Genomic DNA, 25,626 nt, shown 5'->3' with positions numbered 1-25,626 from the left:
CGGTGCGTGTTCTAGACCTGGGTGGTCGGACCTTCAGTTACCTCGACCAGGGCGCCGGCCAGCCCCTGGTGCTGCTGCACGGCATCGGCTCGGCGGCGCGCTCCTTCGACCAGCAAGTTGGCGGCCTGTCGGGGAGATGGCGCGTTGTCGCCTGGGATGCGCCTGGCTATGGCGGCTCGAGCGACCTTGCCATCGACGGCCCGACGGCAGCGGACTATGCGGAGGCTCTGCTGGCATTCCTCACGGCCCTGGATATCCGGGAGTGCCACCTGCTGGGCCATTCGCTTGGATGCCTCACGGCGGCGCGTTTTTGCGCTGACCATCCGGACCGTGTGCTGTCGCTCACCTTGTGCAGCATCGCGGGCGGACACGGTGCTCTGCCGGAACCCGAACGTCTCAAACTGCTCGAGCAACGGATTGGCGATGTAACCACGCTCGGCGCGCAAGGCATGGCTGAAAAGCGCGCACCGCGACTACTCGGTCCGACGGCGCCTCCCGGGGCGCTGGAGCGCGTGATCGATACCATGGGATCCGTTCGGGCAAGCGGATACGGTCAAGCGGCGCGCATGTTGTCGACCGGAGAGATCACGGCAGACATCAAGCGTCTGCCGAGCAGACTGTCTGGTCAGGTGATTTTCGGCGACAACGATCTCATCACGCCTCCCGCTCGCAATCGCGCGATTGCGGCCCAGTGGCCGGGCGCCGAAGTCCATGTCGTGGCGGGCGCCGGTCACGCGCTCTATCTCGAGCAGCCGGATGCATTCAACGAGCTGGTTGCAAATTTTCTTTCCAAGCGTTCAGGTACATCGACATGAATCGGCGGAGCTTTATCGGGCTGCTGGCGGTAACGCCGGCCATCATCGCACGAGCTGCGGATGCCCAGGAGCCGTATCCTTTCAAGCCAATTCACATCGTGGTTTCGGTGAGTGCCGGAGGGTCGATCGACACCATCGCCCGTGCCTATGGCGAGGCATTGTCGCAGCAGATCGGGCAGCCCGTCGTGATCGAGAACAGACCGGGAGCAAACGGCAATATCGCGGCGGCCTCGGTGGCGCATGCGGCGCCGGACGGTTACACGCTGCTGGCCACGGGCGGTAGCACGCTCAATCTCAATCCGTTTCTGTACCGCTCGCTGCCGTTCGATCCGGTCAAGAGCTTCGCGCCGGTGGCGCTGACTGCGCGCACCAATTTCATTCTCGTAGTGCACCCGAAACTCGGCGTCGACACCGTGGAGTCGTTCATTGCCCTCGCCAAGTCCAAGCCGAAGACGCTCAATTACGGTTCGGCCGGCAATGGCAGCCTGATCCAGATCGCCTCGGAGCTGTTCAATACGACCGTTGGTATCGAAACCAACCACGTGCCGTACAAGGGGTTGGCGCCGGCCGTGAACGATCTGCTCGCCGGGCAGATCGACTACATGTTCGACTCGGCCACGACCATGTCGCATATCCAGGCTGGCAGGCTGAAGGCCCTTGCCGTGATCGGGCCGAACCGCCTGCCTGCGCTTCCCGACGTCAAGACGCTGGCGGAGCACGGCATTCTGGGCGTCGATGTGGCGTCCGGCTGGCACGGATTGTTCGCCCCGGCAGGGACGTCGCCTGAGGTGATCGACCGATTGAACGCGCTCCTGCAGCCGATCCTGATGTCGGTCAGCGTGCGCGAACGCGTGATTGCCCTCGGCGCGGAGCCCGCATCCAGCACGCCGGCGGAACTCGGGAAGATTCTGGCCGGCGATCTCGTCCGCCTGGAACCGATCGTCAAGCGGACCGGGGCAAGCCTCGACTGACGCTGTCTGTCACCTTTCACGCGGCTCCAAGGCAGCAAAGCGCGCCGCTTCGCTTTCCCATCGGCATTCCTATTCCACCGTAATCCCCGCTTTGCCAATCACCCGCTGCCACTTGTCGTGGTCGCGCTTGATGAAATCGGCGAACTGTACTGGCGTGTCGGTCGTGATGACCGCCCCCATTTCCTGCATGGTGTTTACGAACGCGGGGTCGCTTGCAATCTTGGCGATGTCGCCCGCGATCTGCGCGACGATCGTGTCAGGCGTTCCGGCCGGCGCCACGATGCCTTCCCACGACGTCACTTCGAATTCAGGCAGTCCCTTCGACAGGGCAGGCAGTTCGGGCGCGGCCGGCGTGGGCTCCGCGCTTACGACACCGAGGGCGCGGAGCTTGCCGCCCTGTACGGCGCTCCAGATCGACGGCATGGTGTCGAAGCTCATGTCGACATGGCCGCCCATCAAGGCGGCCGCCGCCGGCGCGCTGCCCGTGAAGGGCACGTGCAGAATATCGGTGCCAGTGGCAATTTTGAACAGTTCACCGGCCAGGTGGAGCGGGCTGCCATAACCCGAGCTCGCAAACGTATACTTACCCGGATTGGCCTTCAGCAACGCGACGAGCTCGGTGAAATTGGCGGCTGGCAGATCGGGCCGGACGACCAGGAGGTTCGGGAAGGTCGCGATCAGCGAGACCGGCGCAATACTGGCAACCGGGTCGAACGGGAGCTTGGGTTTTAGCACTTTCAGAATCGAGGTGTTGGTCCCGACGCCCGTCATCAATGTGTAGCCGTCCTTGGGAGCTCGGGCGAGTTCAGCGGCGGCAATAGCGCCGCTGGCGCCGGGTTTGTTGTCGACCACGACCGGCTGATTCCATTTCTCACTGAGCCGCGCAGCCAAAGCGCGGGCCACAACGTCGACGGCGCCGCCGGCAGGGAAGGGCACCAGGAGCCGCACGATCTTGTCGGGATAAGGCGCGGGCCCATCGGCCGCCGAAGCTGGTTGTAACGCGACGAGCACAAGCCCAAGGGCAGCGGGCAGAAGGATCATTGGCTTCATGGGCTTGGACCTCACGGTATCGCCGCGATGACGCGGTGGCTCGGCACCAGGGTCCGCCAATGCGCACCTTGAGGGGCCGGCGCATCGATCGACGAAATCAGCCGCGTGTCGGCATGCGCCCCGATCGGCGGTTCCCCGAGTTCGAGCCGCGCCGCCGAATCGAGCAACCGCCGGCGTAGCCGGGCAACCGCTAGGTCCGAGGCGATCAGGTGCTCCTTCGTACGGTCTTGGATCGGCCCCATCGAGGTGGCGATCACCGTGTCCTCGAAAGCGATGCCGTTCAGGCCGGACCAGTTGCGATCCATGATGTCGCGCCGCTGTCGATTGTAGTTGGCCCGCGTCAGCAGCAAGCGCTGCTGCTCCTGCGAATAGACCTCGGGATCGTCGAAACCGGTCTCGCGCAGGCGACTCTCGCGGCTGATCGGCGCGCTGCCGTAGCGCACGGTGTAGGTTGCGGTGTGCTCGTCGTCGATGGGGATCTCGAAGGCGATGGTGTGATTGCCGGCGCCTTGCAGCGCGCCGCCTGGAATGATGCGCCCGCTCGGCATGATGAAGGGCACGATGCGCACGTTGGACGGTTGGCCGGGCGCGCCTCGACGGAAGGCAGCATAGTGATAGCCGAATTCGGTGTCCTCGACCTCGAGCACCGGGCCGGTATCCTCGAAAGCGCCGACCCTGATCTCGGAAGGCCCGTTCCAATTTGGACGCGCGGCGTTCGAATGCAGGATGCCAACATGTGAGCTGTCGAGTCCGCCTTCCAGGGACTGCATCCAGTTGTAGTTGCCGTCGACCCGGAGCAGCACGCGCTGGTTCTCCGGCAGATCCATGAACGCAAAATTCGGCACCGGCGGCTGATGCTCCTGCGGCCCCAGGTAGGTCCATACGATGCCGCCGGCCTCGACCGCCGGAAATGACGGAGCGCGCACATTCGGCGGTCGCTTGTTCGCCGGATTGTTCATGATCTCGAGTAGTGCGCCGTCATTGCCGATCTTCCAGCCATGATAGATGCAGCGGATGCCGCAATCCTCGACGCGGCCTAGGGTCAGCGACGCACCGCGATGCGGGCACAGCTCGTCAAGCACGCCGACTTCACCCTGGGCATTACGGAACACGACGAAGTTCTCGCCCAGCAATCGCTCGAGGCGTGGCGCCCCACCTGGCAGCGACACGCGGTCGGAAGTGCAGATCGGCAGCCAGAAGCGACGGAAGACGGCACCCATCGGCGTGCCCGGGCCGGTTCGGCACAGACGGTCGTTATCCGTTTGGCTCATCATGGCGCTTGCTCCCTTCAGATGACAATTCGTCTTACTAGGACGATTAATTATTATTCGTCTTCCTGGTGAGACGTATTGTCAACCCCCCTGTCCGCGATTGAAGGTGACGCCTCTTTCCGGAAGACACCTGCTGAATTGGCGGTCAAGGGCCAGCCGCGTATAGTCCGACCGCATCCGAGAGGCCGAGCTTTCAGCGTCCATGGCGAGAACGAGAAAGACCATCACGAGCAGCCCCGCGCGGGACATTGCCACAAGTTGGACACGCGAACGTCCGGACCTCGACCCGCTCGACTACCTCCTGCCAATCTACCTGATCCGCATCGGCCGTATCGTTGATCGGGTGGGCGACCGGAAATGGCAGCGACTTTTTGGCTTGTCCGCTTCGGAGATCCGCGTGCTGCTCGCGCTGCGGCGGTCCGGCGGCGACTACGCGCTCCGGCCAACCGATCTCTTCCGGGCATTGCTGGTAACCTCGGGGGCGATTACCAAGAAAGTCGGTCACTTGACGGCTGCAGGTCTCGTCAAGCGTCGCGCCGATCCGGCGGACAAAGGCGGTTTTCTCGTCCACTTGACCGCTAAGGGTAAACACATCGCTGACCAGGCGATCGAGAGCTTGGCCGATGACTCGATCCTGTCAAAAAGCCAGATATCGCTCTCGCGGAAGGAACGCGAGCTGATGATGAAACTCTGCGAGCGCATCCTGCTCGATTTCGAAGCGAATCCGGCAGTGGATGGATCATTCGAATAGGATCTCCTGATAGACGATCGTCACGAGGTGATCGGTCGGTTGAACACGCTCCTGCAGCCGACCTGATGTCGGCGCAGCGTGCGCGAGCGCGTGATTGCCCTCGGCGCGGAGCCGGCCTCCAGCACGCCGCCGGAACTCGGGAAGATCCTGACCGGTGATCTCGCCCGCCTGGAACCGATCGTCAAACGGACCGGGGCAAGCCTCGACTGACGCTGTCTGTCGCCTTTCAGGCGGGTTCGATCCGTGGAAGAGGCGGTTCCTCCACCCGAGACAGCGCGCAAATCTAGGGGCAGACTAGACCATATGCGTCGTCGCGCCGGCGACTGGGCCGCCTTCGGTGATGCGCCAGGCTCCGTACGACCGGTTCGGGCTCGGCGAGCAATCGCGACGTGCTCATAACGATGAAGCGGAGGAAGTCATGACGAGCAATGCGACACGATTGAAAGCGCTTCTTTCAGGCAGTGACATGGTGATCGCGCCTGGCGCTTATGACGGCATTACCGCCCGTCTCGTCGACCAGGCAGGATTCCCGGCGATCTATATGACGGGGGCGGGAACGGCGGCGACGATCGGCTTTCCGGATTACGGCCTGGTCACCATGAGTGAAATGGCCGAAAACGCCGAGCGCATCACCAGGGCGGTGAAGGTTCCGGTCATTGCCGATGCCGATACCGGCTATGGCAACGAGCTGAACGTGGTGCGGACGGTGCGCGAGTATGAACGCCGTGGCGTGGCCGCGCTGCATCTGGAGGATCAGGGCTTCCCCAAGAAATGCGGCCATCTGGACGACAAGGAGATCGTGCCTCGTGAAGACTGGCTGGCGAAGATCCGCGCGGCCGCCTCGGCGCGGGTCGATCCCGATTTCACGATCATCGCGCGAACCGATGCCCGAGCCCGGATGGGGTTCGATGAAGCGATTGCGCGGGCAAATCTCGCTTTGGCAGCCGGGGCCGATATGGCCTTCGTCGAGGCGCCGCAGACGATGGAGGAGGTTGCGGCGGTCCCGAAACTGGTGAAGGGGCCTTGCCTGCTGAACGTCGTCTGGGGTGGGAAGACTCCCGATCTCGACCTGCGTGACGTCCAGGCGATGGGCTATCGCTTGGCCATCGTTCCCGGCCTTCTGTTCAAGACGGTGATGTCCGCCTGCGATGATGTCCTGGCGGCGCTGAAGAAGAATCACCGCCATCCTACGCCGGGTCACCACATGACCGTGCGGCAGGCCTTTGCCCGTGTCGGAGCCGACGATTGGGATCCTCTTCGTACGCGGTTCCGCCAACCCTCGACCCAAGCTGCCGAATAATCCGAACGAGAAGCGCACCGGATCACCGCAAGCGCGTGGTCCGGCATCGGTCCTGGATTCCGGCCGGCAGATCTTTTCTACCGGTGATGATGGATATGCCGATCCAGTGCGAGCAGGAGGCTGTTGGCGGTGACGGCGAAAAGCACGACGATCAGCGTGACGGCCGTCATCATCCGGACATTGTGGCCGTTGATTCCGTTGATGATCAGGAATCCCAGGCCGCGTTGCGAGGCGAACATCTCGCCGATGAGGACGCCCAGCAGGGTCAGCGAGAACCCCACCCGCAGGCCCGATATGACCTCCGGCAGGATCGCCGGCACGATGACGGTGCTGGCGGCCTGCCAGCCGGTCAATCGCATGACCCGAACCGTCCGGAGCAGCGTCGGCGACAGGTTCTTCACGGCCGACATCGTGAACAGGACGATGGGAATCACGCCGTGGATGACGCCGAACGCAACCTTGGCCGACATTCCCAGCCCAAAGGCGAGCAGCATGACCGGGTACAGGGTCACTTTCGGAATGGTGTAGATCGCGGCCAGGATGGGTTCGGCGACTTCGCCCGCGAAGCGGCGAACGCCGAGCAGGACGCCCAGCGCAACTCCGGCTACCGCCGAGATCGCAAAGGCGTAGGCGAAAGCCAGCATCGTCGCGCCGACGTTCGGCCAGAATTCGGGCTTCACCAGCAGGTCCCCGGCGTTGCGAAACGTGGCCATGGGGGCGGTGATGGCAACCTCGCCGGCATAATCGTAGAGGCACTGCCATAGGGCCAGTATGACGATCGTGAAGACCGCGAGATCGGTTGCGCGCGTGAATCTGCTCACCGCTGACGCCGGCGCAGCAGGCGCCCCTCCCACATATGCAAAAGGCCATTGAGAAGGATGGCACTCACCAGCACGAACAGCATGAGACCGTACATGGTCTTGTTGTCGAAACTCTCGTAGGCATAGGCGATGTGGTAGCCGAGACCGCCGCCGGACAAGATGAACTCGCCGGCGATCACGGCGATGAATGCATATGCCAGGGCGAGCTTGATGCCGTTGAGGATGCTCGGCAATGCCGCCGGCAGGACGACGTGGAAGACCGTCGAGGCTGGACCCAGACGATGGATGCGGGCCACCTTCAAGAGCACGGGCGGCACGCGATCGAGACCGAGCAATGTCGACATCACGACAGCGGGGGCGGCGAAGGCGAAGGCAATGGCGATGAGCGGCAGAACGGAGAGGCCCAGCAAGGCGACCAGGAGCGGGTAGAACACGAAGAAAGGTACCGAATAGTAGGACGCCAGGATGGGATCGAGCGCGCGGCGCAAGCGGGGAAGGGCGTGCACAAGCGCGCCAACGGCAAATCCCACCACCGTCGCTGCCGCAAACGCCACGGCGACGGTGCCGAAGGTGCGCACAATATCGTCCGTAAGGTCTCCGGCCAGCAGCATCTCGCACAGGCTGATGAGCATGGCGCTCGGCGGGATCATGACCAGAGGGCTGATCACACCGGATCGGCATAGCACCTCGAGCAACAGCAGAAAAACGGCGACCACGGCCACCCGCACCGCCATCGCGGCCTGCCGGCCCTTCATTTCGTCCTTCCTATTGCTTTCATCGACTCGGCGCGCAGGGAAGACCACAGACGGGCCGTAATGACGCCGAAGCCGGGGTCGGAAACGATGCGGCTGTCGCGCTCGCGCGGCCATCCTGTGGTGACGAGGTCGATGAAATGGCCCGGTCGCGCCGACATGACGCCCACGCGGTCGGAGAGCATGGCCGCTTCGTCCAGGGCGTGCGTGATCAGCAGAACCGTCGAGCCCGTTTCCCGCCATAGCCGGAGGAGTTCGTCGCCCATCAACAGCCGCGTTTGCTGATCCAGGGCGCCGAACGGCTCGTCGAGCAGGAGCAGACGCGGCTGCATCACGAGCGTGCGGGCGATGCAGACGCGCTGACGCATGCCGCCCGAAAGCTGGGCTGGATAGGCGCGGCGGAAATCGGCCAGGCCCATGAAGCCCAGCGCATAGTCGACGCGGCGTCTCACCTCCGTCGGATCGACGCCGGCGCGGCGGAGACCGAAGGCGACATTGTCGGCAACGTCGAGCCAGGCAAAGCTCGCATCTTCCTGGAAGACGACCCCGATCCCGTCGGGCACGCTGCCGACCACGGGCTTGCCCTCGAAGGTCACGGTGCCCTGTGTCGGCGCGGCCAGCCCGGCCAGAACATCGAGCAATGTCGACTTGCCACAGCCCGACGGGCCGACAACGGCGAAGAATTCGCCACGGGCGATGTCGAGATCGAGCGGCCCTAGTGCGTGGACGTCTCTGGCTCCGCTGTAGATGCGCGTAATGCCACGCAGCTCCGCGTGAACTGCCGTCATTGGCTGGCAAGGTCTGCAGGCAGCAGGGACCGATCGACGATCTTGGACCAGTCAACCGGGCCCGTCTGCTTGCCGACGATCTGCAGGCCCTCGACCATGCGGTTCATCCCCTCGAGATCGAATCGCCCGTCCGACCAGTAGTGGATCGACACGAGGTTGCGGAACACGCGGCGATAAAGCGCCGCGTCGCCGGAATAGGCTTTGGCGACGATATCGGCGGCTTCGTCCGGGTTGCTGTTGATGAATTCGACGCCTTGCCTGCGGGCGGCGATGAGACCTCGAAGTTTCGTGGCGCCCGTTCCAAGGTACTCGTCGGTCGTCACGCAGACGGTCTGGGTCATGTTCGCCGGCAGGACATCCTTTACCCAGAAGACGGGCTGTACCTTGTCGATGTTTTCCGACCAGGTGGGCTCGCCGGTCATGGCCGCGTCGAGCGCTCCGCTCATGGCCGCGGCGAGATTCGCGCCGATGCCGCCGGCGGCGACCAGCTTGACCTGGGACGGCTCGATACCCTGGGCCTTCAAGGCCATCAAGATCAGCATGTTTGTCACGGATCCCGGCGACGTGTATCCGACGCGTCGTCCAATCAGGCTCTTGATCGAGGTGAGCGGCGAGCCTTTCTTGGCGATCCAGAGAATATCGCCGACGCTATTGACGCCGCCGGCGATGATCTTGAGCGGCTGGCCGTGGTTTATGGCATCCACCGCTGCCGGCAAGGCGACCTCACCGAACGGCAGGTCACCGGCGAGCGTATTCCTGACCGAGGTGCCGCCGCCGGTGGACGTCAGGAAATCGGTGACGTTCACGCCTTGCTGCTGGAAGTAGCCCTTCGCCCGCGCCACCGCGTAGGGCGCGCCATAGAATGCGGCTCCCCAGTGCGTGACCGTGATTGTCTCTGCATGGGCGACGCCACCGGAAACGATGGCTGCCAACGCAAGAAGGACGGCTCGCAGTTTCATGTATCCCTCCCAATTTGTTCTTCGTCCATTTTCTTTGCGTGATCTCGGTGAAGTCCCGTCCGAGAATCCCGGTCTTGTCAGGTCAGCCTACGAGCCCTGCCTTCAATCGGCCAGGGAAGCGCGAACCGCCAGGCCATCTTCCTGGGATATCTCCTCCAGAGCCCTCTGCTTCGTTTCCATGGCGAAGGCCGCGAAGACGGCCGCTTGCAGGAGCAGCAACAAGACGAGTAGGCCGACGACACCCGAAACGCCGCCCCAGCTGAACAGGGCAACGACCACGAATTGGACGCCCGCGGTCGTGAGCCTCCCCGCCGTGCCACACACGGCCGCACCGCGCATGCGATAGCGCGTCTCGTATAGCTCGGGCGTCCAAAGCGCGAAGCCGACGGCAACGATGACGTAGGCGGCCGTGACAAGAACGAAGCCCACGGCCATCAGCAGGTACGGGTCATGCACGGTGGGATAGATGGCGCCTGTGGCGGCCGCCACGAGTGAACTCACCACCACTGTCCACTTGCGGCCATAGCGGTCGGCGACGAGGAGCCCGATAAGGCCGCCGATCGGACCGCCCAGCCCCATGACTGTTGTCCATTGCAGGGACGAGGCGATGCTGAAACCCTGCTTCACGAAGAAGGTCGGCAGCCACCCCAGGAATCCATAAAGGCAGAATCCCATGACGACATTCAACAGGATGCCGATCAGGGTACGTTTGAGGAGGGGGCGGGAGAACACGATCCAGACCGGCACCGTATCCTCGGGGATCGAGGCCCTGGCCTGCCGCACCGGTGTCGTCACGCCGGCATCCGCCTCGATCTTTCTCAGGATCGCGTCCGCTTCGTCGAAACGCCGCTTCGTCTCGAGCCAGCGCGGCGATTCCGGCATGGACTTTCGCAGGAACCACACGCCAATGGCAGATACCCCCACGATCACGAACATGTAGCGCCAGCCGAAGTTCGGGATGATCCAGAGACCGAGAAATGCTGCGACGAAGACCGCCATGTTGGTGATGAGGGCAAGCATCGAGATCGCGCGGCCTCGAACGGCCGCCGGCACGAACTCCGAAAGGGTGCCGTAGCCGATGACGATCTCCGCCCCGAGACCGATGCCCATGACGAAACGGCATGCAATCAACGCCTGCATGTTGGGTGCTGCCGCTGCCGCAAGCGAGGCCACGCCGAAGATGGCGAGATTGAGCTGGTAGCAGAAACGCCGGCCGAAGCGATCACCCAGCACGCCGGCCGACCAGGCGCCGATCACGAGGCCGAAGAAGGTCCACGAAATGAATTGCGCATTCAGGGCGACGGTTGAGTAGCCTTCCTTGACGAGTGCGCCGAGAACGCCACCGGCCAGATAAAGCTCCATGGCGTCGAGAAACATCCCGCTGGCGATCAACCCCAGGATTCGCCAGTGAGGCTTTCCGAAGGGTAGGCGGTCCAAGCGTTCACCGGCGGTGAGTGCTCCTTGGTTTGCAACACTCATCAGTGTTTCCCCCTTCGGCGCTTTTGCTGTTTGTTTCTTGCGGTGCTAGCCCTTTGTCGCAGTGTCGAGGCTAGAGGAGGCGCAAACGGGTGCACAACAGACGGCGGCTGGTACATTCCGCGATGAGAACGTGACGCTCGAGTCAGATTCAGGCGACCCGCCAGTTAGCAGATTCGCGGAAGCTGCTCGCCATTCAGCATGTCGAGGACGCGATCGACACCGAGTGGACCGCGACAGGAAACCTGACCGGGAGGACCATCGTGCACTTCGCCAAGGACCACCGCGCCGCTCGTGATGTCCAGACGTCGGAGCACCTCCAGCGCCCGGTCCTTGTCCCGACGGGAGACAAAAGCCACGAACCGTCCTTCGTTGGCGACATGCAGCGGATCGAGGCCGAGCAACTCGCATGCGGCCCCGACCTCAGGACGCACCGGCACCGCCGTCTCATCGATGGTGATGGCCTGTCGGCCTGTTTCGGCGATCTCGACCAGGGCGCTCGCCAGCCCGCCGCGCGTAAGATCGCGCAGGCAGTGAACGCCGATGCCCGCTTCGATCAATGCCAGGACCGGAGCCGCGATGGGCGCGCAATCGCTTTCGATCGGCGTCTCGAAACCAAATCCTTCGCGTGCGGCCATGACCGCCATTCCGTGTCGGCCGATATCTCCGCTCAGGATGATCGCGTCGCCGCTGCAGATCGCGTTGGGGCCGATGGGCGTCGGCGCCACGATCTGCCCCACACCCGACGTGTTGATGAAGACTCCGTCGGCCTTGCCGTGATCGACCACCTTGGTGTCCCCGGTAACGAGCCTGACATGGGCTGCTCTTGCGGCATCGCGCATCGAGCACGCAATGCGGCGCAGGCTGGCGAGCGGGAAGCCCTCCTCCAAGATGAAGCCGACGCTGAGATAAAGGGGCTTGGCGCCGCACATGGCCAAGTCGTTGACCGTGCCGTTCACCGCCAGCGTGCCGATATCGCCGCCCGGGAAGAAGAGCGGCTTGACCACATAGGAGTCCGTGGTGAAGGCAAGAGCGCCCTCAATGGGCAGGACGGCGCCATCGTGGCGGCGGTCGAGCTCGGGATCGTCGAAGGCGGGCCGAACGATCGAGTCGAACAATCGCGCCATGGCGCGACCACCACCGCCATGCGCAAGCTGAATCGTGTCATTGCCGGAATCCGGCACCGCGCAGGTCAGCGCGAAGGTGCCGTCTCTCCCTTTCTTGCTCCCGTCACTCATGGCGAGGCTCTGCCGAACGTGGCCGTCCATAGCGATGATAGGCGGCGCAAGCGCCTTCGGATGACACCATCGTAACGCCGAGTGGATGCTCGGGCGTGCAGCGCGTGCCGAAGGCCGGACATTCGGGCGGCTTGCGCTCACCGCGCAGAACCAGACCGCTGATGCAGTCACCGGTCCGCTCGTCTTCGGTGTCGACGGCGCCAAAGCGATGTTCGGCATCGAAATCCCGATAGGCGTCGGCCAGACCGAAGCCGCTTTCGGGAATGTCGCCGATGCCGCGCCAGCGCCGGGGCCGGACCTTGAAGACGTCGCGCATGATCTTTTGCGCCGCCTGATTCCCGGTTCGACGGACGGAGCGGCTGTATTGGTTCTCCACCTCGGCTCGGCCGGCCTCGAGCTGGCTGACGCAAAGGAGGATTCCTTCCAGGATATCGACCGGTTCGAATCCGGTAACGACAATCGGCACGCGATAGCGTTGGGCAAGCGGTTCATATTCCTCGGTGCCCATCACCGTGCAGACGTGGCCGGCGGCCAGGAAGCCTTGGATATGATTTGTCGGAGCGTCGAGGATGGCGCGCATGGCCGGCGGCACGAGCACGTGCGAGACCAGCATCGAGAAATTGCTCAGCCCTTCCTGCCGGGCACGGTACGCCGCCATGGCATTGGCCACGGCGGTCGTCTCGAACCCGACGGCGAAGAACACGACTTGCCGTTGCGGATTGTCGCGGGCGATGTCGAGGGCATCGAGCGGGGAATAGATCGCCCTGACGTCCCCGCCACGCGATTTTGCCGCGAGCAGATCGCCTTCGCTGCCTGGTACGCGCAGCATGTCGCCGAAGGAGCATAAGATGACGTTCGGGCTCTGGCTGATCTCGATCGCCTTATCCACGTATTCGACGGGCGTGACGCACACCGGACAGCCGGGACCGTGTACGAGGTCGAGCCCGAGGGGCAGCAGTCGGTCGATACCGAAGCGGACGATGGCATGTGTCTGACCACCACAGACCTCCATGAGCGTCCAGGGACGGGTAACCGTGGAAGCAATGCGATCCACGAGGCTGCGGGCAAGGGCAGGATCCCGATACTCGTCGCGGAATTTCATGCCGACAGCTCATCGATCCGACGCAGATGCCCGATCACGCGCTCCGCCTCCGCTTCGTCGATGACGGTGAGGGCGAAGCCGACATGGACGAGAACGTAGTCCCCGATCCTCGCTTCGGGCACATAGGCGAGATTGACCTCCTTGATCAGCCCGCCAAAGTCGATCCTGCCGGTGCGCATCACTGTCTGCTCGTCGGAGAGGCTGATGATGCGTCCTGGAACGGCTAGGCACATGACGAGGTTCCTTTCGCTTCCAGCCAGCCGGTCCAGGCGACTTGCCCCAGGGCAATACCGCCGTCGTTGGGTGGAATCCGCTGATGCCAGAGGGGCGTGAACCCAGCCTCCTGCAGCGCCGATACCGCCGCTTCGGTCAGACGTACATTCTGGAAGCATCCCCCTGTCAGCACCACGCGGTGTTCGCCGACCTGCCTCGCGACCTCGACGATCGCGCGAACCAGCCCGCCATGCAGAGCCGCGCTGACGGCGCTGGGATCGGCAGGCTTGTGGCGGTCCGCCAGCATGGCCTCCAGGGCCGGGTGCCAATCCACCAGAAATGGGGCTGCCGCGTCGGCGCCGGCTCGGATGGGAAGGTCGTAGGGGATGCCGCCCCCGGTCAGCGCTTCGAACCGCTGAGCGGCCTGTCCCTCGTAGCTCGTTCGTTGCTGCAGATCGCACAACGACGCAAAGGCATCGAACAGGCGGCCGACGCTGGAGGTCGATGGCGCGTTGATGCCGCGTGCCATCGCGGTCCCCAGGATCGCCAACTCTGCCGCAGTGTATGTCGCGACCGGCGGTAGATCGGTCATTGAAAAGGCCTTCTCGCCGAACGCCGCGTACAACAATCCGAGTGCAGAGCGGCGCGGTTCGCGGGCGGCGGCGTCACCCCCGGAAAGGCGGAAGGGCCGCAGGCTCGCGACGCGATGCCATCTTCCCTTGGTGAGGTGGATGAACTCGCCACCCCAGACGGTCCCGTCGGGCCCATAGCCGGTACCGTCCCAGGCAACACCAAGGGCCGGCGGCTCGAGCCCATGTTCGCCGAGGCACGCGGCAATGTGGGCGACATGATGCTGAACGGCGACGACCGGCACGCCGGAGGCATCGGCGGCCCGGCTCGAGGCATAGTCTGGATGCAGGTCGCGGGCGACGAGGCGCGGGTGCTGACGTGTCAGGTGGGTGACTTCGGCCAGCGCCTGACGGAAGCCTTCGCGCGCGCGTGACGTTTCGAGATCGCCCAGATGCTGGCTGACAAGGATGCCGGCACGGGTTGAGAGCGCGACGGCGGATTTGAGGTGACCGCCAAGGGCAAGGATGCCGTCGCCGACATTCTTGGCGGCGAGCGCTTCGGGGGCATAACCGCGAGCACGACGCAGCAGTTGCGGGCGCCCGCAAACGATCTGAGCGACTGAATCGTCGAGCGGCCGGACGATGGGGCGATCGTGAACCAGAAAGAGATCGGCTAATCCCGACAACCGCTCGGGCGCCGACGCCTCCTCGGTCACGATCGGCTCGTCGCTGACATTGCCGCTCGTCGCGACGACGGGGAAGCGGAGTTCCGCCATCAGCAGATGATGAAGGGGCGAGTATGGCAGCATGGCGCCCAACCGCCGGCTGTCCGGAGCGACGGATGGGGCAATGGGTCCGCCCTCGTGAGCCAGCAGGACAATCGGCCGGGCGGCCCCCGCGAGCAGAACCTCTGCCTCGGCATCGACCCGGCAGCTCGCACGTACGTCGCCGAGGTCGGGAAACATCACCGCGAACGGCTTCTCTGGCCGTCTCTTGCCGACGCGCAGGCGGCGAACGGCATCGTCATTGCGGGCATCGACCATGAGGTGAAAGCCGCCGATGCCTTTCACGGCGACGATCTTGCCGGCGTGGATGGCCGCGACTGCAGTCTGCAGAGCCTGCTCGTCCTGCGCCAGGGGCGCGCCTTGGTCGTTCCAAAGCGACAGTCGCGGACCGCACACGGGGCAGGCATTCGGTTCGGCATGGAAGCGCCTGTCGGCTGGATTATCGTATTCGGCCTGGCAGGCGGGGCACATGGTGAAATGGCGCATCGATGTCCGCACTCGGTCGTAGGGAAGGTCCTCGACGATGCTGTAGCGCGGTCCGCACTGGGTGCAGTTGATGAAGGGATAGCGATGGCGGCGATTTGCGGGATCGAACAATTCGGCCAGGCAGGCCGGGCACGTGGCGATATCGGGTTGGATCTGGGCGGCGCAGGCACCGAGAGTCTCGCTCGCGCGGACGGAGAAGCCGGCGTCACCCCGAAGCGCGACGTCGCAGACCGATATGCCGGCGATGCGGGTATTGGGGAGGGGAGGTTGCTGCAGGACATCGATCAACGTCGCGACATCGGTCGCATCGCCTTCGGCCTCTACGGTGAGGCCAGCCATTGAATTCGCGACCCAGCCGGTCAGGCCCAGTGCCGTGGCCTGCCGATAGACGAAGGGTCGAAAGCCCACGCCTTGTACCGCTCCGTGCACCTCGATGCGCTGCCGCCGGCGTATGCCGGTGACGAGAGCCATCGATGTCTCTGAAGCGGCCATGGCGCGTCAGGTGTCCAGCTCGACGCTTTGGAGCAGGAGGTCCTGAGCGTTGGGATGTCCAGGATCATCGGATACCGTCGTGCGCAACTGTGCTCCTTCCGCCACCGTACCCTTGGCGGCCACCACGAAATGCTCGGCAAGGTGCTCCGGCGACATATGGCTCAGCGCGCCCAGCCACACGGAGACAGTCACGACACGGTTGGCCTTCTCGGCCTGCGAGATCCGGTCGATCTGGCGCATGAGGTTGGTCATGAGCGAGGCCTCATGCATGTTGCGACTCTCCTGCTGCCGACGCCAGCTCCGTGAATATCCGCTCGCATACCGTATCCGCAGCGGCTGCTACCTGTGGTGACAGCGATTGACCCGGCTCGACCGATGCTGCTTCGATGGCATAGACGATGCACCGAGGCGGCAACTGTCCGAGCACGCGTGCGAGTTCGATCGCCTCAGCAAGGCCGAGGCCGTGGGTCGAGACGTTGAATGCTGTCGCAGGCAGGGAGCCTGCCTGCGCGTCGAAGCGATGGATCGTTCCAGGTGCCCGATTTGACGCACAGGCATCGATCAGGATGACCACATCGGCCCGTTCGAACAGAGCGAGGAGGGAAGTCGTCTCTCCCTCGAGTTCGGCGATCTCGACTCCGGGCAGTGTCTCGCCGGCCCGTAACCGTCGCGCAACGACACGGCCGACCGCATCGTCCGCCCGGGCGGGATTGCCGATCCCGATGACGAGGGTTCGCCCGGCGGCTCCTTCCATGTCAGGCCCGATCCATCTCGAGGCGCAGGAAGTGGGTGGCGCAGGAGATACAGGGATCGTAGTTCCGCACCGTCTGTTCGCAGCGATGTTGCAGGGCCTCGTCCGGCAGATCGAGGGAGTCCTGCACGAAACCGGCAAGATCTTCTTCGATGCTGGCCTGGTTCTGCGAGGTCGGCGGCACGATGCGCGCTTCGGCGATGCTGCCATCGGCGTCCAGCCGATAGCGATGATAGAGCAGGCCGCGCGGCGCTTCGGTCGCGCCATAGCCCGTGCCGGCCCGACCCTCGGCCGGGACGGCCGCGTGGGCTGGCTCTTCATAACCCTCGATGATTCGCAGGGCTTCGTCGCAGGCATAAACCACCTCGACGGCACGGACCACGATACTCCTGAAGGGATTGCGGCAGACCGGGCCGAGGCCGGCATCGCGCGCCATCTCGCGAGCGAGCGGCGAGAGCCGATCGAAGTTCAAGGCATACCGGGCCAGCGGGCCGACCAGGTACGAGCGCCCATCCTTGAGGCGCGCCTGCAAGGCCGTGGAACGGGCGACATGGCTTTCCTCGAAATGCTCCTCGTATTGGCTTGCGGGAATATCGAGGCCGCGATTCGAGACGATTCTCCCTTCGTTCAGGGCGTACTCGTCGGGATGGCTGAGCGCGACGAAGACATAGTCCCGCTCGCGGTCGGGAAACTCGAAGCCCGCGACCCAGCGCACGGTTTCGATGGCGGCATCACGCGCTGCTTTCAGCGACTCCGCCAGGGTAGCGAGCTCGCGGCGTCTTGGAACCTTGTAGAAGCCGCCGACGCGCACATTGATCGGATGGATCTCGCGTCCGCCAAGCAACGACATGATCTCGTTGCCGGCCTTCTTGAGGCCAAGGCCGCGCCGAACGATGTCGCCATGCTCGCGGGCCATGTCGATGGCGCCGTTGAAGCCCAGGAAGTCTGGAGCATGCAGCATGTAGATGTGCAGCGCATGGCTTTCGATCCATTCGCCGCAATACAGCAATCGCCGGAGGTCGCGCCGCGGGCCGTCGATCGAAACGCCCAATGCATTCTCCATCGCATGGACCGCGCTCATCTGATAGGCCACCGGGCAGATGCCGCAGATCCGCGACGTGATGTCCGGCGCTTCGGCGAAGGATCGGCCGCGCAGGAAGGCTTCGAAGAAGCGCGGCGGTTCGAAGATGCCGAGCTCGGCCGAGCGCACGATGCCGTCGCGCACCACGACCTTCAACGATCCTTCGCCCTCGACGCGGCTGAGGTAATTGACCTTGATGGTCTTACGGGCCATGGCGCTCGCTCTCCTTGCGAAAGGCGGGCGCATTCGCATTGAAGGTCCGGTAGAGGCGTTGAAGATCCCGTTCGTCCAATCCCAGGGGCTTCAGCCACTGGCTGAGCGACACGGCATTGGGAGATTCCATCGGACCGTAGCAGCCGTAGCAGCCACGACCGTAGGACGGGCAGAGGGCGTTGCAGCCGGCATGGGTGACGGGGCCGAGGCAGGGCGTCTTGTGCGCCACCATCACGCAGACATTGCCCTTGTGTTTGCACTCCACGCAAACGCTGTGCGCGGGCGCCTGGGGGCGCCGTCCCGCGAGATATGCCGCGATCACCTCGAGCAGTTGCTTCTTGGAGATGGGGCAGCCGCGCAGTTCGAAGTCGACCGCGACGTGATCGGCGATCGCCGTCGATGTCGCGAGTGTGTCGATATAGTCCGGCCTGGCATAGACGACGGAGGCGTATTCCTTGACGTCGGCGAAATTGCGCAAGGCCTGGATGCCGCCGGCCGTCGCACAGGCGCCGATGGTCACGAGGGTAGCGGATCGCCGCCTCACCTCGCGGATGCGCTCGGCATCGTGCGGGGTTGTGATCGAGCCTTCGACCAGGGAAAGGTCATAGCGGCCCTCGATCTTGCCGCGGGTCGCCTCCGGAAAATAGGCGATGTCGATCGCGCCGGCGACCGCCAGCAGCTCGTCTTCACAGTCGAGCAGGGTGAGCTGGCAGCCGTCGCACGAGGCGAACTTCCACACCGCCAGTCGCGGCTTCTTCGACCGTGTCGGCATGTCAGAGCTCCTTCACGCCAAGGAAGGATCGGACGCGATCGTGCCGATAGACGGGCCCGTCGCGGCAGACCAGGCTGGGGCCGAACTGGCAGTGGCCGCAGACGCCGACGGCGCATTGCATGTTGCGCTCCATGGACAGATAGATCGCCTCGTCGGCCAGCCCGGCCTGACCCAATGCGGCGATCGCGAACCGCATCATGATCTCCGGGCCACAGACGAAGGCGATCGCCTGCGCCGGGTCGAAAGACGACCGCGAGACCAGCGTCGTCACGACGCCGACATGGCCGGTCCAGTCGGCGGGCGCATGGTCGACGGTGATCTCGACGGCGATATCGTGCCGGCGCCGCCACGCCAGAAGCTCGCGCCGGAACAGGATATCGTCCGGGCTGCGCGTCCCGTAGAGCAGCTGAATGCTCCGGTAACGCTCGCGCTGAGCCAGCAGACGGTAGAGAGCCGGGCGAAGCGGAGCCAGACCAAGGCCGCCGGCGATCACGATCACGTCGCGCCCGACTGCGTCGCTCACCGGCCAGCCGGTGCCGAACGGCCCGCGCAGGCCGAGCACTTCTCCCGGCTTGAGGCGGACCAGGGCCTTCGACACCGGTCCGACGGCGCGGATCGTATGGACGAGCTGGTCTTGTACGGCGGGGTCCCCGCTGAGGCTGATCGGTACCTCTCCCACACCGAAGACACCGAGCATGTTGAACTGACCCGGCACGAAAGGCTCGTTCGAGACAACGCTGTCCTCGATGTCCAGCGTCCAGACCTGGGACGTGTCACGCCGCCGGCGCCGGACCGTCGCCAGGCGCGGTAGCATCGGGTCGGGCCCGGCCCGCAGCGTGTCAGGCAGGATTGCCGTAGACATCGAGGATCTGTAGCTGGGTAGCGTGCAGCCGTTCGACCAGAACGGGCACGAATCGCCTCATCATCTCATAGCCGAAGCGATGGTCTGCCTCGCATTTCTGCTGCAGGCATGTCGCGTCCATGGCGATGGCGCGCACCGGTTCGAGGGCCTTGGCGTCGTAGGTCCAGCGGTAGGGCGGGATGAGCCAGGACACACCAACGATCTCGCCCTCGCGCAGCGTTTGGAACTGCATCGTTCCCCGGCCCGGAGCCGAAATCTCAAGGGCCACGCGCCCATGGCGCAGCAGGTAGAACTGGCTCGCCGGCTGGCCTTCATGGAACAGATATTGGCCGGCCTCGAAGCGGACGTTCTTCGCACATCCGCAGACCAGCCTGCAGTAGCCGTCGTCCAACCCGGCGAAGAAGCGATGCTCGCTGATGATCCTCTCGAGACCTTCAATCTTCATGATGGGTCCTTTCCGCCGGTCGATCCTCGCGGATGGCGCGCACCTCTTCCGTAATGTCGATTCCGACCGGGCACCAGGTGATGCATCGACCGCATCCGACACAGCCCGAGGACCCGAACTGGTCGACCCAGGAGGCAAGCTTGTGGGTCATCCATTGACGGTAACGCGAGCGGGCGCTGCCGCGCACGCTGCCGCCATGGATATAGGAAAAGTCGAGGGTGAAGCACGACGCCCAGTGTCGTGTGCGGCCGGATTTCCCGCTGAGTAGGTCACTCGAGTCCTCGACCGACGTGCAGAAGCAGGTCGGGCAAACCATGGTGCAGTTGCCGCAGGTCAAGCATCGCTCGGCAACCTCGTCCCAGCGCGGATGATCGAGATTGCCCAGCAGGAGTTCGCGTACATCGTCCGAGCGCATGACGCGGCCCATACTCGCCGCTGTCCGGGCCGTGACGCCATCGGCGGCGGCAATCTCGTCGGGCGTCGCCGGTCGATGCGGCACCTGCAGCAGCACGTCGCGGCCTGCGGGCGAACCCACCTCGGTCAGGAACAGGCGCTGGTCGTCGATGACGATCTCGGTGAGGGCAAGGTCGAAGCCGTCCTCGACCTTGGGTCCGGTATTCATCGATGCGCAGAAGCAGGTCCCGCCGGCCTCGCCACAATTGACGGCAACGATGAAGGCGCCTTTGCGTCGATCGCGATAGGACGGATCGACATGCTGACCGCCGATCAGGACCCGGTCCTGAATGGCGATGGCGTGCAGATCGCACGACCTTACGCCGATGAAGGCGAACGGCTGGTCAGGCCCCTGTGTCGTCGTGATCCGCACGCTATTCCCGGCGGACTCGGCCTGCCACAGCGGCAGCACCGGAGGATGCAGGAATCTCTTCCAGCTATGAGGACCGACGGGGTAGCCGAAGATCGCATCGTCCTGCCGCGCAACCAGGCGATAATGGCCGCCGGATTGCTCGTCCGTCCAACCCATCGGAAGATCGCGCAAGCTCTCTATGTCGTCATAGACAATGGCCTGGTCGCGGATGGTCGGACCGAGAACGCGATACTCCCGGCGCTTCAGTTCATCGAGGAGAGCCTGCAGCCCGTCGACTGCCAAGGTGATGTATTCGGCCATCTCTCCTTCAGGCCCGACCTGGAGGTGAATTCCGATCCTCGTCGCCTATCGGAGACGCGATGACGTGACAGTCTAGTCAGTCAGACGAAGTCTGCAAAGCGCAGTGGCTTGAGTCCGCCGATCGAGCCGGACATTGAGCTTGACCCAGATCAAGCGTCTTCCGGCGAATGGTCCCTAACATGCCGTCGCCTGGAAGGGCGCGAGCCTCGCCAGTGCGATAACGCACGCTGCTGGTTGAATTGCGATGTCCGGTCTGATTGCAACGCTTACCGTCAATCCTGCGCTGGACATCGCCGCCCAAGCGACGTCGGTGCGACCTGGCCATAAGACGCGCACTTTTGGAGAGAGATACGATCCAGGTGGCGGCGGCATCAATGTAGCCCGCGTCGTCACCCAATTGGGCGGGAAAGCCCTCGCCATTCTCTGCTCGGGCGGCGTCACCGGCCGCTACATCGAGGACATGCTGTCGACGGCACATGTACCGACGCGAAGCATTCGGATCGACGGTGTCACACGCATCAGCGTGACCGTTCGCGACCAGTCGAACGCCCTCGAATATCGCTTTGTCCCGCAGGGCCCGGAGCTGACGGCCAAAGATTGCGCGAACATCCTCAACGTGCTCGGCGAGCTCGAGGCGTCCTGGCTGGTCGCCAGCGGCAGCCTGCCGCCCGGCGTGCCGTCGTCCTTCTACAGGGAGGTCGCGCGTATCGCGGCGGAACGCGGGATGAGGTTCGCCCTGGACACGTCTGGAGGCGCGCTCGCGGCGGCGCTGGGCAGCGGCATCGACCTGCTCAAGCCGAGCCTGTCCGAGTTCGAATCGATCCTGGACGAAAAGGCCCGGACCCTCATGTCGCGAAAGGACCAGGCAGTCGCCCTGGTGCGCTCCGGCGCCGCCCGGATGATCGCGCTGACGCTTGGATCCGCCGGGGCGATACTCGCTACCGAGGAAGGAGCCGTCGAGCTGCCGGCCATTCCGGCAGCGGAGCGGACGGGTGTCGGCGCCGGCGACAGTTTCCTGGCCGGGCTCGTCCTCGGTCTGTCCGCAGGCTGGTCCTCGGAAACTGCGTTGCGCCTGGCGCTGGCCTGTGGCGCTGTGGCGGTCCGTTCCACCGGAACGGCACAAGTCGATCGGGCCGGGGTCGAAGCCCTGGTCGGTCCGGTCCCGTGCGGCTGACCGCTGCGGAGCGACGGTTCAGACCCGCCGCTGGAAGATAGGCATTTCAGCGCCGGGATTCGTCGAGATCCCGGCCGTTGGATCGGCGGCGGCGGTCATTGTCGGCGCGCTGCGAGCAGGAGCCTCTGCCTCGCCGCCCATCCGAGCCTCCTCGATCAGTTGAAGCAGGAGGCGCATACGCTGGTACATCGCCTCGATGAGAGACTCGATCTGCTGCGAAGCCACGGTAACGCGGGTCAGCGATTGCGCCAGAGCCTGCGGGCCCGCCGCCGCGAGGGCGGCCCCGAGATCTCGTTGGCCGGTCGCCCGGATCAGACGTTCGATCTCCTGGACCGCAATGCCGTTGCGCGCCCGGACCGCGGCCAGCCCGTGGAGGATCTCTCCGGCGGTGCCGGTGAAGGCCACTCCATTTTCGATGACGATGGGGCGGGGTGAGGCGTCGACAGGGGCGGGCTGCTGGGCCTGCCGTGCCTGCCGACGGTGCTGTAACGCGCTTGTGAGAAGCTGATCGACGACCGCTTCCTGATCGGTCACCCGATAGACGATATCGTTGTGATCCCGTACCAGAATGTGGCTGCTCGTGCCGTCGGCCGGCAGGCGCACCTCGCGCACATCGCCCGCACTCAAGGCCGACTCGCTGAGAAGCAGGTCGCGCGCCAGCGCCTCGCATCGCTCCGTGTTCTTGCCGTCGATCACGAACTGCTCGATGCGGCCGCCCTCGGCGGAGCGGAGCTCGGCGAAGGAACCCAAGGCCGGCGCATCCGTCAGCAACACCAGCTGGTGAAGGCTGAGGCCATGGAATTCCCGTTCGAGATCCGGCAGGGCGATGACGACGGGCATGCCACCGTCCTGGGCGATCTTCTGCCGGAGTTGTTCGAGTGCGACATTGAGGGTGTCGGCCATGGTCGTCATCCTGTTGCAGCGTACTGGGCGGGAAAATCGGCGATCAGTAGAGACGATTTCCCGGCGGAGTCGATTGACGTGGATCAACATCGATCTCGAGGTTCCGTGAGGGCAAGCCGCCTTCCTCGCTGTCCGTCGTATGGTATGGATGGGGAGATGGCAGCGTGCCAATTGGCCGCCGAATGAAAGGAAGCGCGATCCCCATGTCTGGTCGGCTGGTGAATGCTCTCAACGCCTCGACGAGGGTCGCCGACGCGTTTTCCGATGAGGCGACCTTGCGCCATATGCTCCGGTTCGAGGCCGAGCTTGCCCGCAGCGTCGCCGCTGTCGGCCTCGTTCCCAGGAAGCATGCAGCGACCATCGTCAAGGCGTGCGACCCGTCGCTTTATGATGTTGCGGCACTGGTGCCAGTGGCACGACGAAGCATGACGCTGACCGTTGCCGTCGTGTCTGCTCTGACGGCCGAAGTCCGCAAGCGCGACGAGGCGGCAGCCGGCTATGTTCATTGGGGCGCCACGAGCCAGGATGTGCTCGATACGGCGATGGTGCTGCAGCTGCAGCAGGCCGTGCCGCCCTTGATCGCGGACTTGCACGCCATCGTCGCCGCCTTTGCGGCACTGGCGAAGGCCCATCGCAAGACGCTGACGATGGGCCGGACGTTGATGCAGCCGGCCACGCCCCTGGCCTTCGGACAGAAGGTGGCGGGTTGGGCCTCGGATATCGATCGGGCGACACGGCGCCTGGAAGAGAGCTACGCCGAAACGCAGATCGTGCAATTCGGCGGTGCCTCGGGTTCGTTGTCGGCGTTGGGCAAGAAGGCCGAGCCCGTGATGAAGAACTTGGCCAAGGGCCTGGGACTCGAGCTACCGCCGGCGCCCTGGTTCACCCAACGCGTCCGCGTTGCCGCGTTCGCGCAGGATGTGGCGCTGGTCGTCGGGGCGCTCGGCAAGGCAGCCAAGGACATCGCGTTGCTGATGCAGTACGAGCTTCAGGAGCTTTCCGAACCTTCAGGTCCCGGCCGGGGCGCGTCGTCGACGATGCCGCACAAGCGCAATCCGGTTGCCGCCGGGCTGGTGCTGACGGCAGCGGCTCGCGCGCCTCAACTCGCCGCCACGATTGTCGCCGGTATGCCGCAGGAGAACGAACGAGCGCTGGGCGGATGGCAGGCGGAGTGGCCGAGCCTCGCCGGCTTGCTGGAAGCCTTCGGATCGGCGGTCGAGGCGATGGCGGAGGCGGCGCCGGGTCTCACCATCTACGCCGATCGCATGGGCGCGAACCTGGAGGGTACAAACGGCGCGGTCCTGGCCGAACGAGCGACCTTTCTGCTGGCGGAAAAGATGGGCAAGGACAAAGCCAAGCTCCTGGTCGAGCAAGCCTTGTCGAAAGGCGGCAACTTCGTCGAGGCGCTGGGACGATTCGAGGCGGAACTCGGCGACCGCGATGCGCTGCTGGGCTACTCGCCGAAATTCGTCGATCGCCTGCTGGCCGCTCTTGGCGGTCGTCGACCGAGGCGCCAGCAGCGCTGATAGTCGACGGCTTTAGCGGCGGGGAAGTCGCCGCACGCGGACGGGAACGCGGATCGCCTGGCGCTCGACAAGGTCCTGGGCCAGCGCACTTGCAAGCAGGACAACCATGCTGGCGATGGCCGAAGCGAATAGAGCGCCGCCCCAATCGTAGGTCGGCGCGGTGTCCGCGGCGGAACTGGCGAGCCAGAACAGGGCATAGCTGAGATTGACGATCGCCGTCGTGATCAACACGGTTCCGGCGACAACGAGTGCCGGCAGCAACTTGGTCATGATGTTTGCTCTCCTGAAACGCATCATTGCCCGACCGCGCTCGCGACCCAACGCTGGATGGAGGCGGCATCCATCAGGCCGGATTGGCGGGCGACCTCCCGGCCGTGACTGAACAGGATCATGGTCGGGATGCCGCGGATGCCGAATTGCGACGCCAACGCCTGCTCTTCGTCGGTGTTGAGCTTGGCAAGTCGCACGGCCGGTTCGAGTGCTCCGGCGGCGCGCTCGAACTGCGGCGCCATCGCCCGGCAGGGTCCGCACCAGGGGGCCCAGAAATCGACCAGCAACGGAATATCGCTCTCCACCGCGTGCGGCTCGAAGTTCGCCGCCGACAGTGTCACGGGGTGGCCGTCGAACAAGGCCGCACCGCATTTGCCGCATTTGCCCGACGCACCGCCCGCCAGCTTCTCCCGCGGCGCGCGGTTGAGCGTGTGACAGCGTGGACAGGCTACGAGCAGCGTCTCGGACATCGCATGCCTCGATGGGAACGGATCCGTCGAGGACCGGCAAGCCAGCCTGATCCTCGGAAGTCAACATGCATTATGATCGGCTTTGCGCGGCCTTCCTTGAGGCAAGTCAAATCATCTGGCTCATGAGCCATCGCAAGCTGACCTTCCGCGTACTAGAGCGTACGGCCGCGGCGGCAGCCAAGACTCGCTCGAAC

At 64.6% G+C, this 25,626-nt stretch carries 28 protein-coding genes; 7 read left to right on the top strand and 21 right to left on the bottom strand.

Annotation, left to right across the window (positions count from 1 at the left end):
• Positions 1-2 precede the first annotated feature (2 nt).
• Both B5D62_RS27830 and B5D62_RS27825 read left to right on the top strand, forming a co-directional pair.
• On the top strand, positions 3-815 hold the full coding sequence (locus tag B5D62_RS27830) for an alpha/beta fold hydrolase (protein ID WP_085937330.1): 813 nt from the start codon (positions 3-5) through the stop codon (positions 813-815).
• Positions 812-1,786 carry a Bug family tripartite tricarboxylate transporter substrate binding protein gene (locus tag B5D62_RS27825; protein WP_085937329.1) on the top strand — a complete coding sequence of 325 codons (975 nt, stop codon included), beginning with the start codon at positions 812-814 and terminating at the stop codon, positions 1,784-1,786. The genes B5D62_RS27830 and B5D62_RS27825 overlap by 4 nt, the downstream gene beginning before the upstream one ends.
• Positions 1,787-1,855: 69 nt before the next feature.
• Here B5D62_RS27825 and B5D62_RS33540 read toward each other — a convergent pair whose 3' ends face one another.
• Together B5D62_RS33540 and B5D62_RS27815 are read right to left on the bottom strand one after the other, a co-directional pair.
• Positions 1,856-2,836, bottom strand: a complete 981-nt coding sequence (locus B5D62_RS33540; RefSeq protein WP_170921174.1) for a Bug family tripartite tricarboxylate transporter substrate binding protein — start codon at positions 2,834-2,836, stop codon at positions 1,856-1,858.
• 11 nt (positions 2,837-2,847) lie between these two features.
• Positions 2,848-4,110 carry a Rieske 2Fe-2S domain-containing protein gene (locus B5D62_RS27815; protein ID WP_085937328.1) on the bottom strand — a complete coding sequence of 421 codons (1,263 nt, stop codon included), beginning with the start codon at positions 4,108-4,110 and terminating at the stop codon, positions 2,848-2,850.
• Between the two features lie 199 nt (positions 4,111-4,309).
• Here B5D62_RS27815 and B5D62_RS27810 point away from each other — a divergent pair, with 199 nt between their 5' ends.
• The 3 genes from B5D62_RS27810 (at position 4,310) to B5D62_RS27805 (ending at position 6,158) form a co-directional block, all read left to right on the top strand.
• Positions 4,310-4,858: a MarR family winged helix-turn-helix transcriptional regulator gene (locus tag B5D62_RS27810; RefSeq protein ID WP_085937327.1), complete on the top strand. Its 549-nt coding sequence runs from the start codon at positions 4,310-4,312 to the stop codon at positions 4,856-4,858.
• A gap of 78 nt (positions 4,859-4,936) precedes the next feature.
• The gene (locus B5D62_RS34225) at positions 4,937-5,068 is read left to right on the top strand and encodes a hypothetical protein (RefSeq protein ID WP_269435136.1); all 132 of its coding nucleotides are present in this window, start codon (positions 4,937-4,939) and stop codon (positions 5,066-5,068) included.
• Positions 5,069-5,276: 208 nt separating this feature from the next.
• Positions 5,277-6,158: an isocitrate lyase/PEP mutase family protein gene (locus B5D62_RS27805; protein ID WP_085937326.1), complete on the top strand. Its 882-nt coding sequence runs from the start codon at positions 5,277-5,279 to the stop codon at positions 6,156-6,158.
• 77 nt (positions 6,159-6,235) lie between these two features.
• On the opposite strand, the gene B5D62_RS27800 is transcribed toward B5D62_RS27805, so the two are convergent.
• The 16 genes from B5D62_RS27800 to B5D62_RS27725 all read right to left on the bottom strand — a co-directional run bounded on the left by B5D62_RS27800 (position 6,236) and on the right by B5D62_RS27725 (position 21,089).
• Complete coding sequence (locus B5D62_RS27800; protein ID WP_231714963.1) at positions 6,236-6,979, bottom strand: ABC transporter permease; 744 nt, start codon at positions 6,977-6,979, stop codon at positions 6,236-6,238.
• Positions 6,976-7,734 carry an ABC transporter permease gene (locus tag B5D62_RS27795; protein WP_231714962.1) on the bottom strand — a complete coding sequence of 253 codons (759 nt, stop codon included), beginning with the start codon at positions 7,732-7,734 and terminating at the stop codon, positions 6,976-6,978. Before B5D62_RS27795 ends, B5D62_RS27800 begins: the two co-directional genes overlap by 4 nt.
• Positions 7,731-8,519, bottom strand: coding sequence for an ABC transporter ATP-binding protein (locus B5D62_RS27790; RefSeq protein WP_085937325.1), 789 nt, complete (start codon positions 8,517-8,519; stop codon positions 7,731-7,733). Before B5D62_RS27790 ends, B5D62_RS27795 begins: the two co-directional genes overlap by 4 nt.
• A complete protein-coding gene (locus tag B5D62_RS27785; protein ID WP_085937324.1) occupies positions 8,516-9,478 on the bottom strand; it encodes an ABC transporter substrate-binding protein in 963 nt (320 codons plus the stop codon). Before B5D62_RS27785 ends, B5D62_RS27790 begins: the two co-directional genes overlap by 4 nt.
• Positions 9,479-9,580: 102 nt before the next feature.
• A complete protein-coding gene (locus B5D62_RS27780) occupies positions 9,581-10,957 on the bottom strand; it encodes an MFS transporter (protein WP_085937323.1) in 1,377 nt (458 codons plus the stop codon).
• Positions 10,958-11,121: 164 nt separating this feature from the next.
• Complete coding sequence (gene hypE, locus B5D62_RS27775; protein WP_085937322.1) at positions 11,122-12,192, bottom strand: hydrogenase expression/formation protein HypE; 1,071 nt, start codon at positions 12,190-12,192, stop codon at positions 11,122-11,124.
• Positions 12,185-13,294: a hydrogenase formation protein HypD gene (hypD, locus tag B5D62_RS27770; RefSeq protein ID WP_085937321.1), complete on the bottom strand. Its 1,110-nt coding sequence runs from the start codon at positions 13,292-13,294 to the stop codon at positions 12,185-12,187. Before hypD ends, hypE begins: the two co-directional genes overlap by 8 nt.
• A complete protein-coding gene (locus B5D62_RS27765; protein WP_085937320.1) occupies positions 13,291-13,527 on the bottom strand; it encodes a HypC/HybG/HupF family hydrogenase formation chaperone in 237 nt (78 codons plus the stop codon). Before B5D62_RS27765 ends, hypD begins: the two co-directional genes overlap by 4 nt.
• Entirely contained in the window at positions 13,518-15,818 is a 2,301-nt protein-coding gene (hypF, locus tag B5D62_RS27760) for a carbamoyltransferase HypF (protein WP_085937402.1), read from the bottom strand. Before hypF ends, B5D62_RS27765 begins: the two co-directional genes overlap by 10 nt.
• Before the next feature lie 27 nt (positions 15,819-15,845).
• The gene (locus B5D62_RS27755) at positions 15,846-16,109 is read right to left on the bottom strand and encodes a hydrogenase maturation nickel metallochaperone HypA/HybF (RefSeq protein ID WP_085937319.1); all 264 of its coding nucleotides are present in this window, start codon (positions 16,107-16,109) and stop codon (positions 15,846-15,848) included.
• Complete coding sequence (locus B5D62_RS27750; protein ID WP_085937318.1) at positions 16,102-16,593, bottom strand: hydrogenase maturation protease; 492 nt, start codon at positions 16,591-16,593, stop codon at positions 16,102-16,104. The genes B5D62_RS27755 and B5D62_RS27750 overlap by 8 nt, the downstream gene beginning before the upstream one ends.
• 1 nt (position 16,594) lies before the next feature.
• On the bottom strand, positions 16,595-17,884 hold the full coding sequence (locus B5D62_RS27745; protein ID WP_085937317.1) for a Ni/Fe hydrogenase subunit alpha: 1,290 nt from the start codon (positions 17,882-17,884) through the stop codon (positions 16,595-16,597).
• Entirely contained in the window at positions 17,874-18,656 is a 783-nt protein-coding gene (locus tag B5D62_RS27740; RefSeq protein ID WP_085937316.1) for an NADH-quinone oxidoreductase subunit B family protein, read from the bottom strand. The genes B5D62_RS27745 and B5D62_RS27740 overlap by 11 nt, the downstream gene beginning before the upstream one ends.
• Position 18,657: 1 nt before the next feature.
• On the bottom strand, positions 18,658-19,518 hold the full coding sequence (locus B5D62_RS27735) for an FAD/NAD(P)-binding protein (RefSeq protein WP_085937315.1): 861 nt from the start codon (positions 19,516-19,518) through the stop codon (positions 18,658-18,660).
• Positions 19,496-19,963, bottom strand: coding sequence for a cyclic nucleotide-binding domain-containing protein (locus B5D62_RS27730; protein ID WP_218191356.1), 468 nt, complete (start codon positions 19,961-19,963; stop codon positions 19,496-19,498). Before B5D62_RS27730 ends, B5D62_RS27735 begins: the two co-directional genes overlap by 23 nt.
• Positions 19,953-21,089 carry a 4Fe-4S dicluster domain-containing protein gene (locus B5D62_RS27725; RefSeq protein WP_085937314.1) on the bottom strand — a complete coding sequence of 379 codons (1,137 nt, stop codon included), beginning with the start codon at positions 21,087-21,089 and terminating at the stop codon, positions 19,953-19,955. The genes B5D62_RS27730 and B5D62_RS27725 overlap by 11 nt, the downstream gene beginning before the upstream one ends.
• Before the next feature lie 244 nt (positions 21,090-21,333).
• Between B5D62_RS27725 and B5D62_RS27720 the strand changes: the two genes are divergently transcribed.
• On the top strand, positions 21,334-22,263 hold the full coding sequence (locus B5D62_RS27720; protein WP_085937313.1) for a 1-phosphofructokinase family hexose kinase: 930 nt from the start codon (positions 21,334-21,336) through the stop codon (positions 22,261-22,263).
• 18 nt (positions 22,264-22,281) lie between these two features.
• On the opposite strand, the gene B5D62_RS27715 is transcribed toward B5D62_RS27720, so the two are convergent.
• Entirely contained in the window at positions 22,282-23,166 is an 885-nt protein-coding gene (locus B5D62_RS27715; protein WP_085937312.1) for a hypothetical protein, read from the bottom strand.
• A 203-nt stretch (positions 23,167-23,369) separates the two neighbouring features.
• Here B5D62_RS27715 and B5D62_RS27710 point away from each other — a divergent pair, with 203 nt between their 5' ends.
• Complete coding sequence (locus B5D62_RS27710; RefSeq protein ID WP_170921173.1) at positions 23,370-24,692, top strand: lyase family protein; 1,323 nt, start codon at positions 23,370-23,372, stop codon at positions 24,690-24,692.
• A 12-nt stretch (positions 24,693-24,704) separates the two neighbouring features.
• Here the strand turns inward: B5D62_RS27710 and B5D62_RS27705 are convergent, their stop codons facing one another.
• Complete coding sequence (locus B5D62_RS27705) at positions 24,705-24,962, bottom strand: hypothetical protein (protein ID WP_085937310.1); 258 nt, start codon at positions 24,960-24,962, stop codon at positions 24,705-24,707.
• Positions 24,963-24,985: 23 nt separating this feature from the next.
• Positions 24,986-25,432 (bottom strand): thioredoxin TrxC, encoded by a 447-nt coding sequence (gene trxC / locus B5D62_RS27700; protein WP_085937309.1) that lies wholly within the window; start codon positions 25,430-25,432, stop codon positions 24,986-24,988.
• Between the last annotated feature and the right edge of the window lie 194 nt (positions 25,433-25,626).

The organism is Enhydrobacter aerosaccus (assembly GCF_900167455.1).
Taxonomy (GTDB): Bacteria; Pseudomonadota; Alphaproteobacteria; order Reyranellales; family Reyranellaceae; genus Reyranella; species Reyranella aerosaccus.
This window is presented reverse-complemented; position numbering and strand designations above follow the sequence as displayed.